The following is a 13751-nucleotide window of genomic DNA, read 5'->3' as shown; positions in this document are numbered from 1 at the left end:
ATGATATGAGGAGTAAATTACCCAAAAATGAAAGAATATGAAAAACAACATCGAATCTTTTATGTCTTTTTACGCAATCTTGTCGCTTTTTTACTTTTCATTTTGAATGGAAAAAGTAAATACTACAATGTTGACCGAATTCCTAAAGATGAAAATTATATATTAGTCGCCCCTCACCGAATGGCTTGGGAGCCAGTTTGGTTTGCTTTTGCAACTCGTCCTAAACAATTTATTTTCATGGCGAAAAAAGAATTGTTTAAAGGTTTTGGGGGTTGGTGGATTAAAATGTGTGGTGCCTTTCCAGTTGACCGCAAAAATCCAGGAACTAAGCCTTTAAAACATGCGGTTAAAATGCTTAAAGAATCAGATAAATCAATGATTATGTTTCCATCAGGAAGTCGTCATAGTGCAGAGATGAAAGGTGGCGTTGCGGTCATTGCTAAAATGGCAAAAGTCCGTATTGTACCTGCCGTCTATCAAGGGCCTTTGACGATGAAAGGTGTTTTCAAACGTCAAAAAGTTTCAATAAATATTGGACATCCAATTGATATTTCAGATATTAAAAAAATGGATGAAGCAGGCATTGCCGAAGTTAACCGTCGAATGGAAGTTGCTTTTGCAGAGCTTGATAAAGAATTGAACCCAGATTTTCATTATGAAGCAAAATAAAAAAACTCTAGCAAATTGATTTGCTAGGTTTTTTTTGACTTATTCTGAATCAAAAAGTCCTGTTTCTGTCAGATTGAAATCAGACAGAAAGCTCAAAATAATTGATTTTTCTTGTTCATTATATTTATCGAAAATTTGTCCAAGTTTAATATCCATGATTTTATGCATTTTATCGTGAATGGTCGCTACTTTTCGACCTTTGACTGTCAGGCGATAGAAAATTTTCTTTTTATCACTTTCAGATTGATAAGTAGTTAAAAACTGATATTTGATTAAATTTTGGACAGCACGAGTCACTCCGCCACGAGTGACGGATAATTTTGTGGCTAATTCGATACCGGTTAAATCTTCTTTGGTCAAAGCTGATAAAATGTGAAGGGCAACAACTGACAAAGTCAAAACTTCTTTTTCTAATTTATCATTATCTAATTGCTCTAAAATCCAGCTTCTTTCCTGAGAACGATTGTCAGTTGCATGTCGTAACTCATGCAATTCTTTTGAAATTTGTTGGTTTAGGTCTGCTGAGGTCATCTTATCCATGCTTACATTATACAATAAAAGGGAATTAGAAGTCTTTCCCAAATTTTTCTGCACTGGTAAATGCTTTTTCTTTTAATTCATCCGCACGTTCTGGGTAGCGAGCATATCCTTCTACGAAAAGTTGTTGACGGTTCTCGTCAGTAATTCCTACCATTTTCATTGTTTGGTCAATATAAGCAGCACCTAAATCGTTAGCCATATGTGTTGGGGCTTGTTCATTATGATAAAATCCTCCGGCTGATTGAATGTGAAGCGATTTTTTTCCTTCAAGTAAGCCAATCGGACCATTTTCAGTATAACGGAAAAGTTTTCTAGGCACAGCAATAACATCAATATATTGTTTCAATTCAGCAGTGACAAAGCCGTTGTACATCGGGTTGACGAAAACATATTTGTCAGCTGATAGAAATTCTTCTAAATATTCTTCGTGTCGATGTAGTAAATTTTTATCACCAGCACTCAGTGTATCAGGAGCATATTTATTACGTTTCCAAGCAGCAAAAGTTTCATTATCAAGAGCTGGGACCTTTTCTGAAAATAAATCACGGATGATTATTTTATCTAAAGGATGAGACTCTTGATAAGATTTTTTGAATTCTTCTACTGTAGCAAGAGACCAGCTAAAGTCGTCAGTATGTGGGTGAGCTAAAATTATAAGTAAAGTTGTCATATTTTTATTCTTCTTTCTTTTTTTGTTGACAAGCAACATTATAAACTTAATTTTGTTGCTTGTCAACATGAAAACGAATTAAATTCGAATTATTTGTGGTATTTCAGTTTGTAAAAGCTATGTAAAAGTGTTACAATTAATGGTAATATCCACTTATTTTTGTGAAAGAGAAATTATGCCGAATATTATTAGAAAACTTGTCGAAAACGACAAAAAAGAGCTCAAAAAACTCAATAGAATGGCGCTTCAAGTTGAAAGTTTCGCTGATGAAATGGAACATTTGACTGATGAGCAATTGAAAGCCAAAACTCCCGAATTAAAAGAACGTATTGCAAAAGGAGAAAGTCTTGATGATCTTCTCTATGAAGCATTTGCTGTCTGTCGTGAAGCAGCCCGCCGTGTGCTTGGCTTATACCCTTTCCACGTTCAAATTATGGGTGGGATTGTCTTACATAATGGTGACGTTCCCGAAATGCGTACTGGTGAAGGTAAAACTTTAACTGCGACAATGCCAGTTTATCTTAACGCTTTGTCAGGTAAAGGCGTTCACGTTGTTACTGTCAATGAATATTTGGCAACACGTGATATGACTGAAATGGGTGAACTTTACAGCTGGCTTGGATTGACTGTTGGTTTGAACTTGAATTCAAAATCACCAGAAGAAAAACGTGAAGCTTACAACTGTGACATCACTTATTCAACATCAGCTGAGCTTGGTTTTGATTATCTTCGTGATAACATGGTGACACGTGCCGAAGATATGGTTCAAAAGCCATTGAACTATGCTCTTGTCGATGAAGTTGACTCAATCTTGGTCGATGAAGCCAGAACACCTTTGATTATTTCTGGACAAGCTGAAAGTTCATCAGCACTTTACTATCGTGCTGACCAATTCACTAAGACATTAAAAGGTCAAAACTTGAATGTTGCTACTTCTGAATATGAAGAAGGCGACGATTACAAGATTGATTTACAATCAAAAACAATTTCCTTAACTGAAGAAGGAATTGATAAAGCCGAAAAATTCTTCCAAATCGAAAATCTTTATGATATGGAAAATGTTGCCTTAACTCACTTTGTAGATAATGCTTTACGTGCCAACTTTATCATGCTTCACGACATCGACTATATGGTTGATGAAAACCAAGAAGTTTTGATTATTGACCAATTTACTGGACGTACGATGCCTGGACGTCGTTATTCTGATGGTCTTCACCAAGCAATTGAAGCTAAAGAAGCTGTGCCGATTCAAGATGAATCAAAAACAATGGCTTCAATTACGATTCAAAACTACTTCCGGATGTATAAAAAACTGTCAGGGATGACAGGGACTGCTAAAACCGAAGAAGAAGAATTCCGTGAGATTTATAACATTCAAATCACACCAATTCCAACCAACCGTCCTGTTCAACGTTTAGACCATCCAGATTTACTTTACCCAACTTTGGAAGCTAAATTTAAAGCAGTTATTGATGACATTAAACGTCGTCATGCTGAAGGTCAACCAATATTGATTGGTACTGTTGCTGTCGAAACTTCCGAATTGATTTCTAAGAAATTGGTTGAAGCAAAAATTCCTCACGAAGTTTTGAACGCAAAAAATCACTTCCGTGAAGCACAAATCATCATGAATGCGGGTCAACAAGGAGCAGTAACGATTGCGACCAACATGGCTGGTCGTGGGACTGATATCAAGCTTGGGCCTGGTGTAATTGATCATGCAGACCCTGAATTCCGAGGTCTTGCTGTTATTGGTACTGAGCGTCATGAATCTCGTCGTATTGATAATCAATTACGTGGTCGTTCTGGACGTCAAGGTGACCCAGGGGTTTCACAATTCTATCTTTCTCTTGAAGATGAATTAATGAAACGTTTTGGTTCGGAACGTGTTTCAGCTTTCCTAGATAGAATGCGTATTTCTGGTGAAGATGCTGTCATCAAATCTGGCTTGATTACTCGTCAGATTGAAAGTTCACAAAAACGTGTCGAAGGAAATAACTACGATTCTCGTAAACAAGTCTTGCAATATGATGATGTCATCCGTGAGCAACGTGAAGTTATTTATGCGCAACGTCAGGAAGTTATCTTGGCTACAGAAGATATGACTCCTGTTTTGATGGGCATGTTCAAGCGAACAATTGATCGTCAAGTGGATGGTCATGAACTTGCAGGAAGTCTTAAAGATGAAGAAAATGTCAAAAATCTCTTGCAAACATTGCACAATACAATGTTGCCAGAAGATGGCATTGAATTATCTGAACTGACAGGTTTGTCAGTACAAGCAATGAAAGATTTGATTTTTGATAAAGTCAAAGCTCGTTATGCTTCACAAATGGAAAAATTATCTGACCCAGAACGTCAGTTGGAATTCCAACGTGCAGTTATCTTACGAGTTGTTGATAATAACTGGTCAGAACACATTGATGCACTTGACCAAATGCGTCAATCAGTAGGACTTCGTGGTTATGCCCAAAATAACCCTATTGTTGAATATCAAGAAGAATCATATAAAATGTACAATAATATGATTGGTGCAATTGAATTTGAAGTGACTCGTTTGATGATGAAAGCTCAAATTCAACCACAAACGGCAATCCGTCAGGAAGCGCCAAGAGTGACAACCACAGCTTCACAAGAAAATATTACAAATGTTGATACTGAACATTCTGTCAGTGAAGAAATTTCATTTGAAAATGTTGGACGTAACGCCCTTTGTCCTTGTGGTTCTGGTAAGAAGTTTAAAAATTGTCACGGACGTACACATATTGCCTAAAAGGCCAATTAATTTACTGACAGCTCTGTCAGTAAATTTTTTTATCACTAATGGACGCAAATAAGTATAGAATTAAATAAATTTTTGATACAATAGATAAAATAACAAAGCGAAATACGAGGAATTGGAATGAGTTTTAAAGAAATAAGTCCTAAGATAAATATTGATGCAATTAAGATGTTGGGACATCTCAACAGTGAGCAACAAGAAAAAAAAATGCAACGAGATAAAGAACTTGAAGCAATTATAAAAGGTGAAGATGACCGTTTACTCTTGATTATTGGGCCATGTTCGTCAGACAATGAAGAAGCAGTTTTAGAATATGCTCGCCGTTTAGCTAAACTTCAAGAAGCAGTTAAAGATAAAATTTTTATGGTCATGCGTGTCTATACTGCAAAACCTCGTACAAATGGCGATGGCTATAAAGGATTGATTCACGAACCAGATGCTGATGGACATACCGATTTAATCAATGGAATTAAAATGGTTCGTGACTTACATTACAAGGTCATCACTGAAACTGGTTTGACAACTGCTGATGAAATGCTTTACCCAGAAAATCTTCCAATGGTAGATGATTTGGTCAGCTACCATGCAATTGGTGCACGTTCTGTTGAAAATCAACAACACCGTTTTGTTGCTTCTGGGATTGATGTGCCAACTGGTTTGAAAAATCCAACATCAGGAAATTTAAAAGTGATGTTTAATGGAATTTACGCCGCTCAACAATCACAAGATTTCCTCTTTGGTCGTGCAGAAGTTCAAACATCAGGAAATCCTTTAGCACATGCGATTTTGCGTGGTGGACAAGATGAAAATGGAAAATACCATCCAAACTACTACACTGATAACTTGCTTGATACAATTGAAATTTATGAAAAAATGGGCTTGAAAAATCCTTTTATTGTCATTGATACAAACCATGATAACTCTGGTAAGAAATTTATGGAACAAATCCGTATTGTTCGTCAAACCTTAGTTAATCGTGACTGGGATGATAAAATTCGCCAAAATGTTCGTGGCTTCATGATTGAATCTTACCTAGAAGATGGTCGCCAAGATAAACCAGAAGTATTTGGTAAATCAATTACTGACCCATGTTTAGGTTGGGATAAAACAGAAGCACTTGTTCAAGAAATTTACGAAGCTGAAAACAAAAATAACTAAAAATGAAAGCTGTCAGAACTGACAGCTTTTTTTCAGCTCATTTTCTTCAGGGAAATAATATAAAAAATACTTATTTGATGATAAAAGAAATCAAAGTCTAGCAACCATTCAAAAGCAGCCATGAAAAAAATAATGAAAAATTAACAGCAGATATTGCAAACCCTTTCGTTTTGTGGTACAATTTCAAGAGTGATAGATATTTTAGATATCGTCAATAAAAATGAAAAAACATCTAAGGAGAACCATAAAAATGGCATCTAAAGAATTCCACATCGTTGCAGAAACTGGTATCCATGCACGTCCAGCTACATTGCTTGTGCAAACAGCTTCAAAATTCACATCAGAAATCACTTTGGAATACAAAGGTAAATCAGTAAACCTTAAATCAATCATGGGTGTTATGTCACTCGGTGTTGGTCAAGGCGCTGACGTTACTATTTCAGCTGAAGGTGCAGATGCTGACGATGCAATCTCAACAATCGCTGAAACAATGACTAAAGAAGGACTCGCAGAATAATCATGACAACTATGCTTAAAGGTATCGCCGCATCATCAGGTGTAGCAGTAGCTAAGGCATACTTGCTTGTCCAACCAGATTTGTCTTTCGAAACAAAGACAATTGCTGACACAGCTAATGAAGAAGCTCGCCTTGATGCAGCACTTGCTACATCTCAAAGCGAGCTTCAACTTATTAAGGACAAAGCAGTAACAACCCTTGGTGAAGAAGCAGCATCTGTATTTGACGCTCATATGATGGTCCTCGCTGACCCAGATATGACTGCTCAAATTAAAGCAGTAATCAACGACAAAAAAGTTAACGCTGAATCAGCCCTCAAAGAAGTAACTGATATGTTTATCGGTATCTTTGAAGGAATGACTGATAATGCTTATATGCAAGAACGTGCAGCTGACATTAAAGACGTTACAAAACGTGTTTTGGCTCACCTTCTTGGTGTTAAATTGCCAAGTCCAGCGCTTATCGATGAAGAAGTAATCATCGTAGCAGAAGACTTGACACCATCTGATACAGCTCAATTGGACAAGAAATTCGTTAAAGCCTTTGTTACTAACATTGGTGGACGTACTTCTCACTCTGCAATTATGGCTCGTACTTTGGAAATTCCTGCTGTTCTTGGAACAAATAATATTACTGAACTTGTTTCTGAAGGTCAACTTTTGGCTGTTTCAGGATTGACTGGTGAAGTAATTCTTGATCCATCTACTGAACAACAAAGCGAATTCCACAAAGCTGGTGAAGCTTATGCTGCTCAAAAAGCAGAATGGGCTGCTCTTAAAGACGCTGAAACTGTTACAGCTGACGGACGTCATTATGAGCTTGCTGCTAATATCGGAACACCTAAAGACGTTGAAGGTGTTAACGATAACGGTGCTGAAGCAATTGGTCTTTATCGTACAGAATTCTTGTACATGGATGCACAAGATTTCCCTACAGAAAATGACCAATACGAAGCATATAAAGCTGTACTTGAAGGAATGAACGGTAAACCAGTTGTTGTCCGTACAATGGACATCGGTGGTGACAAAACATTGCCTTACTTTGATCTTCCTAAAGAAATGAACCCATTCCTCGGATGGCGTGCACTTCGCATCAGCCTTTCAACAGCTGGTGACGGAATGTTCCGTACACAATTGCGTGCACTTTTGCGTGCTTCTGTACACGGACAACTTCGTATCATGTTCCCAATGGTTGCTCTCGTAACTGAGTTCCGTGCAGCTAAGAAGATTTATGACGAAGAAAAAGCAAAATTGATTGCTGAAGGTGTTCCAGTTGCAGATGGTATCGAAGTAGGTATCATGATTGAAATTCCAGCAGCAGCAATGCTTGCAGACCAATTTGCTAAGGAAGTTGATTTCTTCTCAATTGGTACAAACGACCTCATCCAATATACAATGGCTGCGGACCGTATGAATGAACAAGTTTCTTACCTTTACCAACCTTACAATCCATCAATCCTTCGTTTGATTAACAATGTAATCAAAGCAGCTCACGCTGAAGGTAAATGGGCTGGTATGTGTGGTGAAATGGCCGGCGACCAAACTGCTGTACCATTGCTTATGGGTATGGGGCTTGACGAATTCTCTATGTCAGCAACATCAGTACTCCAAACTCGTTCACTTATGAAACGTTTGGATTCTAAGAAAATGGAAGAATTGTCTAGCAAAGCTTTGAGCGAATGTGCAACAATGGAAGAAGTTATTGCCCTCGTTGAAGAATACACTAAATAATCTTTTCAATTGATTTGAATAAATGAATCCTGTCAGTTCTGACAGGATTTTTTGTAATCTATTTATCAACAACAAATTTACTGACAAAAAAACTTATCCACGTGGATAAGTTTTTTTGTATCAGTTGAATTTGAAAAGAGTATAATAATAAGTGGATAAGGAGTTTTATGAAAAAGCTAAATTTTTTTGATTATTGGCTAATTGGAGAATTAATCTTTTGTTTAATACTTCTCTTAATTTTACCTCAGCAAATTAAGCTGAATTTCTGGATAATTCTGACGAGTAAAGAAACAAGCGGTTCAGTCTTGAATATTTTTGCGCTTCCTCTTATTATGGCTCTTCCTAATATTATTCAACGCTCTGTCAGTAAGAGTGGCATCTACTGGTCAAAATTGAGCGTAACTACTCTGATATTCAATATTATCCTTCTTTTATTGACCACTTTTTGGTTGCTGACATTGCCTTATGGACAATAAAAAAATTACTGATGAAAAGTCGAATCCCTTTGTACTCTGAGAGTTTATAGAGAGACTCTGACAATTCTGTCAGTAACTTATAGAAAGGATTAAAATGGTAATCCTTTAGTGAATTTTCCGAGTTTTTGTTCAGTAACTTTTTCGATTTGGCTTAGCGCATCGTTAACAGCGTCAGTAACCATATCTTGTAAAGTTTCAGGATCTTCAGGGTCAATCACATCAGGTTTGATGTCGAGAGATTTCAAAGTGCGGTCACCTGAAAATTCAACAGTTACAAGGTCTTGAGCAGATTTACCAACAAAAGTTGTATTGGCAATTTCTTCTTGTGAAACTTGCATTTGTTTTTGAAGTTTTTGTGCTTGTTTCATCATTGATTGCATATTCATCATGGAAATATTACCTCTTTTAGAAATTTTGTTGAAAGCCTTTCAACACTTCTCTATTTTACCATAAAAAAAGATAATAAAAAAATAGGAAAATAAAGGAGAGGCAAATGAAACTTATGTAAAGTTACTTTTTATTTACTGACAGAAGTAGAAAGGTTTGAGGAGATTTCTGTCAGTAAAAAATGAGACAAAAAAACTCAGCCTTAGCTGAGTTTTATTAGTGCGGTGGGCGGGACTTGAACCCGCACCAAGAAAATTCCCGACAGGATCCTTAATCCTGCGCGTCTGCCAATTCCGCCACCACCGCGAAAACAGTACCTAAATATAATACCATTTTCATTGTTCTCTGTCAAGAATTAACTCGTAATTTACTGACAAGATTTATAGTAAATTATGGATTATAAGCTTTCATAAATTTTGAAATTGTTTGGCGGTAAAGTTCAGGATTTGTTTCAAATGATTTGGCGTGAGCAGCCCCTTTGATAACAAATAATTCTTTTGGCGTTCCTTTTTTGACGGCTTTATAATTTTCGTAAACCATCGAAGTAGGGACGTAAGTATCATTACTTCCATGAATCAATAGAATAGGAAGTTTATCTTTTGTCAGTGCTTTTGTAGCACTAGCTTCTTGGAAAAACCAACCTTGTCGCAATTTACTTTCAAGAGAAACACTATAAACGAGTGGGAAAGGTGGAATATTATAACTTTCTTTTGCTTGATAAGTAATTTCATCCCAAGCGTTGGTATATCCACAATCTTCAATAATATTTTTTACTGACGAAGGCAAAGATTTTTCGCTGGAAGCCATCATTACTGTAGAAGCTCCCATGGAAAGTCCGTAAAGACTGATTTGACTCTCAGGATTCTTGTCAGTTAAATAGTTAGCCCAAGCAATGACATCAAATTTGTCATGATAACCAAAAGTGATGAATTTGCCTTCTGACTGACCGGCCCCACGATTATCTGGCATGAGCACATTATAACCTAATTCATGAAAAAGTTGACCATACTGGCGCATAGCCGATTTATCTTGACGAAAACCATGCACCACGATTACTGTATTATTAGTTTTGTGTTCAGCTGGAACATACCATGCATCAAGTTTCAGACCATCATTTTTAATTGACTCAGTACTTTTTGATAATTTATCGAATTTTTGTACCAAAGAATAATTAGGACTGCTACTGTTGACCTGGCCAATTTGTTGATTATTTCGAACACAGGCAATTTGATAAAAATATAAAGTTGCTCCTAAATTAATAACTAAAAGAAGAGCAAAAAGGCCAATTATCACACGCCAAATTTGTTTTTTTCTAAATTTTTTCATGAATTTTATTATACATGAAATTCAATGTAAAACCAAAATTAAAAGATTCTCTATTTTAATAATAGATTTAATCATTCAACTCTAAAAAATATATTTAGCATTTTTAATAAAAGTGTGATAGAATGAAGAAAATAGAATAAATACTCCACCGGGAGTTAAATCGTATGAACGATTATTTGCATTTCAGTAGGTCTGAGAAGAAATGTAGATGGTCGTTCTTTTTTTAGCTGAGGAGGCAAAAATGACTTGGATTTATTTACTTATAGCGGGAACATTTGAAGTGGCTTGGGCAACAACAATGAAGTTGAGCCACGGCTTTTCAAATTTGAAGTTTACACTACTGACAATCATCGGAATGATTGCTAGCTTTGGTTTTCTTGCGCTAGCTCTAAAAAAATTACCTTTAGGGATTGCTTATCCAATTTGGACGGGGATTGGAGCCGTTGGCTCAATCTTAATCGGACTTATTCTATTCAAAGATAAAGTCCCAACATTAACTTGGCTTTTCATTGCCTGTTTAGTCGTGGGTATTATTGGAATAAAAGTAACAAGCGGTCACTAAAGATGATACAGTCTTTTAATTTTTTAGTATATAGATTTCATGATATAATAAGAGAATTGGTAAAAAATAAAAGAAATAGCAATAGAATAATCTATTTGCTATTTTTAATGAGGAGGAAAAAATGAAAAACAAAAAAAGCATGATGAATTTAGCAATTTCTAATTTGTTTTTAGTATTTTTGGGTGCAGGTTTAGTCATTCCTGTTTTGCCAACCCTTAAAGAACAAATGCACTTTTCAGGAACAACAATGGGAATGATGATTTCTATTTTTGCAATTGCTCAATTGGTTGCTTCACCAGTCGCTGGTGCTTTATCTGATAAAATTGGGCGCAAAAAACTCATTGCCATTGGAATGATTATTTTTTCTTTTTCTGAACTTTTATTTGGTTTAGCACAAGCGAAAACAGGTTTTTATATTTCGCGAGCGCTAGGGGGCGTTGCAGCTGCGATGCTCATGCCTTCAGTTACTGCTTACGTGGCTGATATGACCACAATTGCCGAACGTCCTAAAGCGATGGGACTTGTTTCAGCAGCAATCAGTGGTGGCTTTATTATTGGTCCTGGAGTGGGTGGTTTTATTGCCCATTTTGGAATACGTGTTCCTTTTTATGTTGCAGCAATTTTAGCTTTCCTTGGTTTTATTTTAACAATCACAATTTTAAAAGAACCAGAGCGCACAATTGAAAGTCATCAAGAAATCGAAAAAGTTTCATTTCTTGATATTCTCAAAAATCCATTATTTGGTTCACTCTTTATTATTATTTTGATTTCATCATTTGGTTTACAGGCCTTTGAGTCAATTTATAGTATCATGGCAAGCATTAACTTTGGTTTTAGTATGAGTGAAATTGCTTTGGTTATTACAGTGAGTGGAATTTTAGCCCTCTTTTTCCAACTTTTCTTATTTGATGCAATCGTCAATAAAATTGGTGAACTTGGCTTGATTCAATTAACTTTCTTTGCCAGTGCAATCTTCATTGCTGTTATTGCCTTTACAAAATCAAATTTAGTCGTTGCTCTTTCTACATTTGTTGTTTTTCTGGCCTTTGATTTATTTAGACCGGCTGTAACAACCTATCTTTCAAAGCATGCGGGCAATCGGCAAGGGGCAATCAATGGCTTGAACTCAGCCTTTACGAGTTTTGGAAATATTTTAGGGCCAATGGCCGCGGGTTATATGTTTGACCTTAACCATTTATTTCCATATTATATCTCTGCGATTATTCTACTGGGAACCGGATTTTTATCACTATTCTTAAACAGAAAAAATTTCAGTAAAATCTAAATAAAACTTTCAATTTTATTATATTTATAACTACTACCTTGCAAAAAGTGGTAGTTTTTTTCATAAACAAAAATTTTTTTGAATAAAAAAACCTCCTGATGTAATCTTATACAGTCAGGAGGAAAAGGAGTAAGCGTATTGGTCACTGGATTTTCTATAATTTTTTCAAATAGGGTAGAAAAATCCATTTATAAAAGGAGTCAAGGGGATTTGAACCCCTGCGCCGCTTTACACGGTTCGACGGATTTCGAGTCCGCTGCATTACCACTCTGCCATGGCTCCACTCCTTTATCTAAATTAATTATATCACAGTTGATTCTCTTCTTGAAATAATATGAAATTGCTAGAATGAAAATAAAACGCATATTTATACAAAAATGTTGACAAATGAATAAATATGCTGTACAATTGCATTTATATTAATTTGAAAGAAGAAAAATGATGGGAAACAAAAAAATTGTCTTGGCATATTCGGGTGGATTGGATACAAGTGTTGCTGTAAAATGGTTGACTGATAAAGGATTTGACGTCATTGCTGCCTGCATGGACGTTGGTGAAGGAAAAGACTTGAATTTTATTCATGATAAGGCACTTAAAGTAGGGGCAGTGGAATCTGTTGTTTTGGATTGCAAGGAAGAATTCGCTAAAATATTTGTTGGAGCTGCACTCAAAGGAAATTTAATGTATGAAAATAAATATCCTTTAGTATCCGCTTTGAGTCGCCCTTTGATTGCTCAAAAATTAGTAGAAGTAGCCAAAGAAAAAGGGGCAACGGCTATTGCTCATGGTTGTACAGGAAAAGGAAATGACCAAGTGCGTTTTGAAGTAGCCATCCATTCTCTTGCGCCTGAGCTTGAAGTCATTGCTCCAGTTCGTGAGTGGCATTGGGCTCGTGAAGAAGAAATCGAATATGCCAATCAAAATGGTGTTCCTATTCCTGCTGATTTAGACAATCCCTACTCAATTGACATGAATTTATGGGGACGTGCGATTGAAGCTGGTGTTCTTGAAAATCCTTGGAATACTTGTCCAGAGGATGCTTTCTTTATGACTAATTCTGTAGAGGACGCTCCAAACGAAGCTGAATTTATCGAAGTTGAGTTTAAAGAAGGATTACCAATCGCCTTAAATGGAAAAAGCTTAGAATTGCATGAAATCATTAAAGAAGTGAATATTATTGCAGGAAAACATGGAATTGGTCGGATTGACCATATTGAAAATCGCCTGGTTGGGATTAAATCCCGTGAATTTTATGAATGTCCTGCTGCCATTACTTTATTAAAAGCACATAAAGATTTGGAAGATTTAACTTTCGTTCGAGAACTTGCACATTTTAAACCAGTTCTTGAAAATGAATTAGCAAACTTGATTTACAATGGTTTGTGGTTCAATCCTGCTACTAAGGCTTTGATCGCTTATCTTGATGAAACTCAAAAAGTAGTTAACGGGATTGTAAAAATTAAATTATATAAAGGTTTAGCAACACCAGTGGGACGTAAATCAACTAATTCGCTTTACAGCGAAAAATTAGCAACATATACTGCTGCAGATGAGTTTGACCAAGCAGCGGCAGTTGGATTTATTAAATTGTGGGGTCTACCTACTCAAGTCAATGCTCAAGTAAATCTCAAATAATAGCTATAGGAAAA

13 protein-coding genes and 2 tRNA genes are annotated in these 13751 nt (G+C 36.1%); 9 read left to right on the top strand and 6 right to left on the bottom strand.

The annotated features are described in order from the left end of the window. Positions 1 to 27 precede the first annotated feature (27 nt). Positions 28 to 669, top strand: a complete 642-nt coding sequence (locus AB6B24_RS06470; RefSeq protein ID WP_311805486.1) for a 1-acyl-sn-glycerol-3-phosphate acyltransferase — start codon at positions 28 to 30, stop codon at positions 667 to 669. A 39-nt stretch (positions 670 to 708) separates the two neighbouring features. Here the strand turns inward: AB6B24_RS06470 and AB6B24_RS06465 are convergent, their stop codons facing one another. Together AB6B24_RS06465 and AB6B24_RS06460 are read right to left on the bottom strand one after the other, a co-directional pair. Beyond that, complete coding sequence (locus AB6B24_RS06465) at positions 709 to 1200, bottom strand: MarR family transcriptional regulator (protein ID WP_195935975.1); 492 nt, start codon at positions 1198 to 1200, stop codon at positions 709 to 711. Between the two features lie 34 nt (positions 1201 to 1234). Beyond that, complete coding sequence (locus tag AB6B24_RS06460; RefSeq protein ID WP_311805484.1) at positions 1235 to 1879, bottom strand: FMN-dependent NADH-azoreductase; 645 nt, start codon at positions 1877 to 1879, stop codon at positions 1235 to 1237. 175 nt (positions 1880 to 2054) lie between these two features. On the opposite strand from AB6B24_RS06460, the gene secA reads away from it, so the two are divergent. From secA to AB6B24_RS06435, 5 genes are all read left to right on the top strand, one after another. Then, positions 2055 to 4652, top strand: coding sequence for a preprotein translocase subunit SecA (gene secA, locus AB6B24_RS06455; RefSeq protein ID WP_311805482.1), 2598 nt, complete (start codon positions 2055 to 2057; stop codon positions 4650 to 4652). Between the two features lie 129 nt (positions 4653 to 4781). Then, on the top strand, positions 4782 to 5819 hold the full coding sequence (locus AB6B24_RS06450; RefSeq protein ID WP_311805480.1) for a 3-deoxy-7-phosphoheptulonate synthase: 1038 nt from the start codon (positions 4782 to 4784) through the stop codon (positions 5817 to 5819). Between the two features lie 250 nt (positions 5820 to 6069). Continuing rightward, on the top strand, positions 6070 to 6336 hold the full coding sequence (locus tag AB6B24_RS06445; RefSeq protein ID WP_003132292.1) for a phosphocarrier protein HPr: 267 nt from the start codon (positions 6070 to 6072) through the stop codon (positions 6334 to 6336). A 2-nt stretch (positions 6337 to 6338) separates the two neighbouring features. Further along, on the top strand, positions 6339 to 8066 hold the full coding sequence (gene ptsP / locus AB6B24_RS06440; protein ID WP_311805478.1) for a phosphoenolpyruvate--protein phosphotransferase: 1728 nt from the start codon (positions 6339 to 6341) through the stop codon (positions 8064 to 8066). 167 nt (positions 8067 to 8233) lie between these two features. Beyond that, entirely contained in the window at positions 8234 to 8542 is a 309-nt protein-coding gene (locus tag AB6B24_RS06435) for a hypothetical protein (RefSeq protein WP_311805475.1), read from the top strand. A gap of 89 nt (positions 8543 to 8631) precedes the next feature. On the opposite strand, the gene AB6B24_RS06430 is transcribed toward AB6B24_RS06435, so the two are convergent. From AB6B24_RS06430 to AB6B24_RS06420, 3 genes are all read right to left on the bottom strand, one after another. Then, positions 8632 to 8931 (bottom strand): YbaB/EbfC family nucleoid-associated protein, encoded by a 300-nt coding sequence (locus tag AB6B24_RS06430; RefSeq protein WP_010905131.1) that lies wholly within the window; start codon positions 8929 to 8931, stop codon positions 8632 to 8634. Positions 8932 to 9149: 218 nt separating this feature from the next. Then, positions 9150 to 9235, bottom strand: a tRNA-Leu gene (locus AB6B24_RS06425). A gap of 84 nt (positions 9236 to 9319) precedes the next feature. Next, positions 9320 to 10255: an alpha/beta hydrolase gene (locus AB6B24_RS06420; protein ID WP_369164330.1), complete on the bottom strand. Its 936-nt coding sequence runs from the start codon at positions 10253 to 10255 to the stop codon at positions 9320 to 9322. 241 nt (positions 10256 to 10496) lie between these two features. Here AB6B24_RS06420 and AB6B24_RS06415 point away from each other — a divergent pair, with 241 nt between their 5' ends. Continuing rightward, positions 10497 to 10817, top strand: coding sequence for a SugE family quaternary ammonium compound efflux SMR transporter (locus AB6B24_RS06415; RefSeq protein ID WP_026138844.1), 321 nt, complete (start codon positions 10497 to 10499; stop codon positions 10815 to 10817). A 121-nt stretch (positions 10818 to 10938) separates the two neighbouring features. After that, positions 10939 to 12102, top strand: coding sequence for an MFS transporter (locus AB6B24_RS06410; RefSeq protein WP_010905134.1), 1164 nt, complete (start codon positions 10939 to 10941; stop codon positions 12100 to 12102). Between the two features lie 195 nt (positions 12103 to 12297). On the opposite strand, the gene AB6B24_RS06405 is transcribed toward AB6B24_RS06410, so the two are convergent. Further along, positions 12298 to 12384, bottom strand: a tRNA-Ser gene (locus AB6B24_RS06405). A gap of 159 nt (positions 12385 to 12543) precedes the next feature. Here AB6B24_RS06405 and AB6B24_RS06400 point away from each other — a divergent pair. Continuing rightward, positions 12544 to 13737 carry an argininosuccinate synthase gene (locus tag AB6B24_RS06400; RefSeq protein WP_311805470.1) on the top strand — a complete coding sequence of 398 codons (1194 nt, stop codon included), beginning with the start codon at positions 12544 to 12546 and terminating at the stop codon, positions 13735 to 13737. Positions 13738 to 13751 lie beyond the last annotated feature (14 nt).

It is taken from the genome of Lactococcus sp. AK05, assembly GCF_041026685.1.
In the GTDB taxonomy this organism is placed as follows: domain Bacteria; phylum Bacillota; class Bacilli; order Lactobacillales; family Streptococcaceae; genus Lactococcus; species Lactococcus lactis.
Note: the sequence above shows the minus strand (reverse complement) of the source record. Positions and strands in the feature narration are given on the sequence as shown.

What these genes read in the sequence shown, in the direction of transcription:
- AB6B24_RS06470 (WP_311805486.1), top strand. Translation starts at nt 28, where the DNA reads ATGAAAGAATATGAAAAACAACATCGAATCTTTTATGTCTTTTTACGC.
- AB6B24_RS06465 (WP_195935975.1), bottom strand. Translation starts at nt 1,200, where the DNA reads ATGACCTCAGCAGACCTAAACCAACAAATTTCAAAAGAATTGCATGAG.
- AB6B24_RS06460 (WP_311805484.1), bottom strand. Translation starts at nt 1,879, where the DNA reads ATGACAACTTTACTTATAATTTTAGCTCACCCACATACTGACGACTTT.
- secA (WP_311805482.1), top strand. Translation starts at nt 2,055, where the DNA reads ATGCCGAATATTATTAGAAAACTTGTCGAAAACGACAAAAAAGAGCTC.
- AB6B24_RS06450 (WP_311805480.1), top strand. Translation starts at nt 4,782, where the DNA reads ATGAGTTTTAAAGAAATAAGTCCTAAGATAAATATTGATGCAATTAAG.
- AB6B24_RS06445 (WP_003132292.1), top strand. Translation starts at nt 6,070, where the DNA reads ATGGCATCTAAAGAATTCCACATCGTTGCAGAAACTGGTATCCATGCA.
- ptsP (WP_311805478.1), top strand. Translation starts at nt 6,339, where the DNA reads ATGACAACTATGCTTAAAGGTATCGCCGCATCATCAGGTGTAGCAGTA.
- AB6B24_RS06435 (WP_311805475.1), top strand. Translation starts at nt 8,234, where the DNA reads ATGAAAAAGCTAAATTTTTTTGATTATTGGCTAATTGGAGAATTAATC.
- AB6B24_RS06430 (WP_010905131.1), bottom strand. Translation starts at nt 8,931, where the DNA reads ATGATGAATATGCAATCAATGATGAAACAAGCACAAAAACTTCAAAAA.
- AB6B24_RS06420 (WP_369164330.1), bottom strand. Translation starts at nt 10,255, where the DNA reads ATGAAAAAATTTAGAAAAAAACAAATTTGGCGTGTGATAATTGGCCTT.
- AB6B24_RS06415 (WP_026138844.1), top strand. Translation starts at nt 10,497, where the DNA reads ATGACTTGGATTTATTTACTTATAGCGGGAACATTTGAAGTGGCTTGG.
- AB6B24_RS06410 (WP_010905134.1), top strand. Translation starts at nt 10,939, where the DNA reads ATGAAAAACAAAAAAAGCATGATGAATTTAGCAATTTCTAATTTGTTT.
- AB6B24_RS06400 (WP_311805470.1), top strand. Translation starts at nt 12,544, where the DNA reads ATGGGAAACAAAAAAATTGTCTTGGCATATTCGGGTGGATTGGATACA.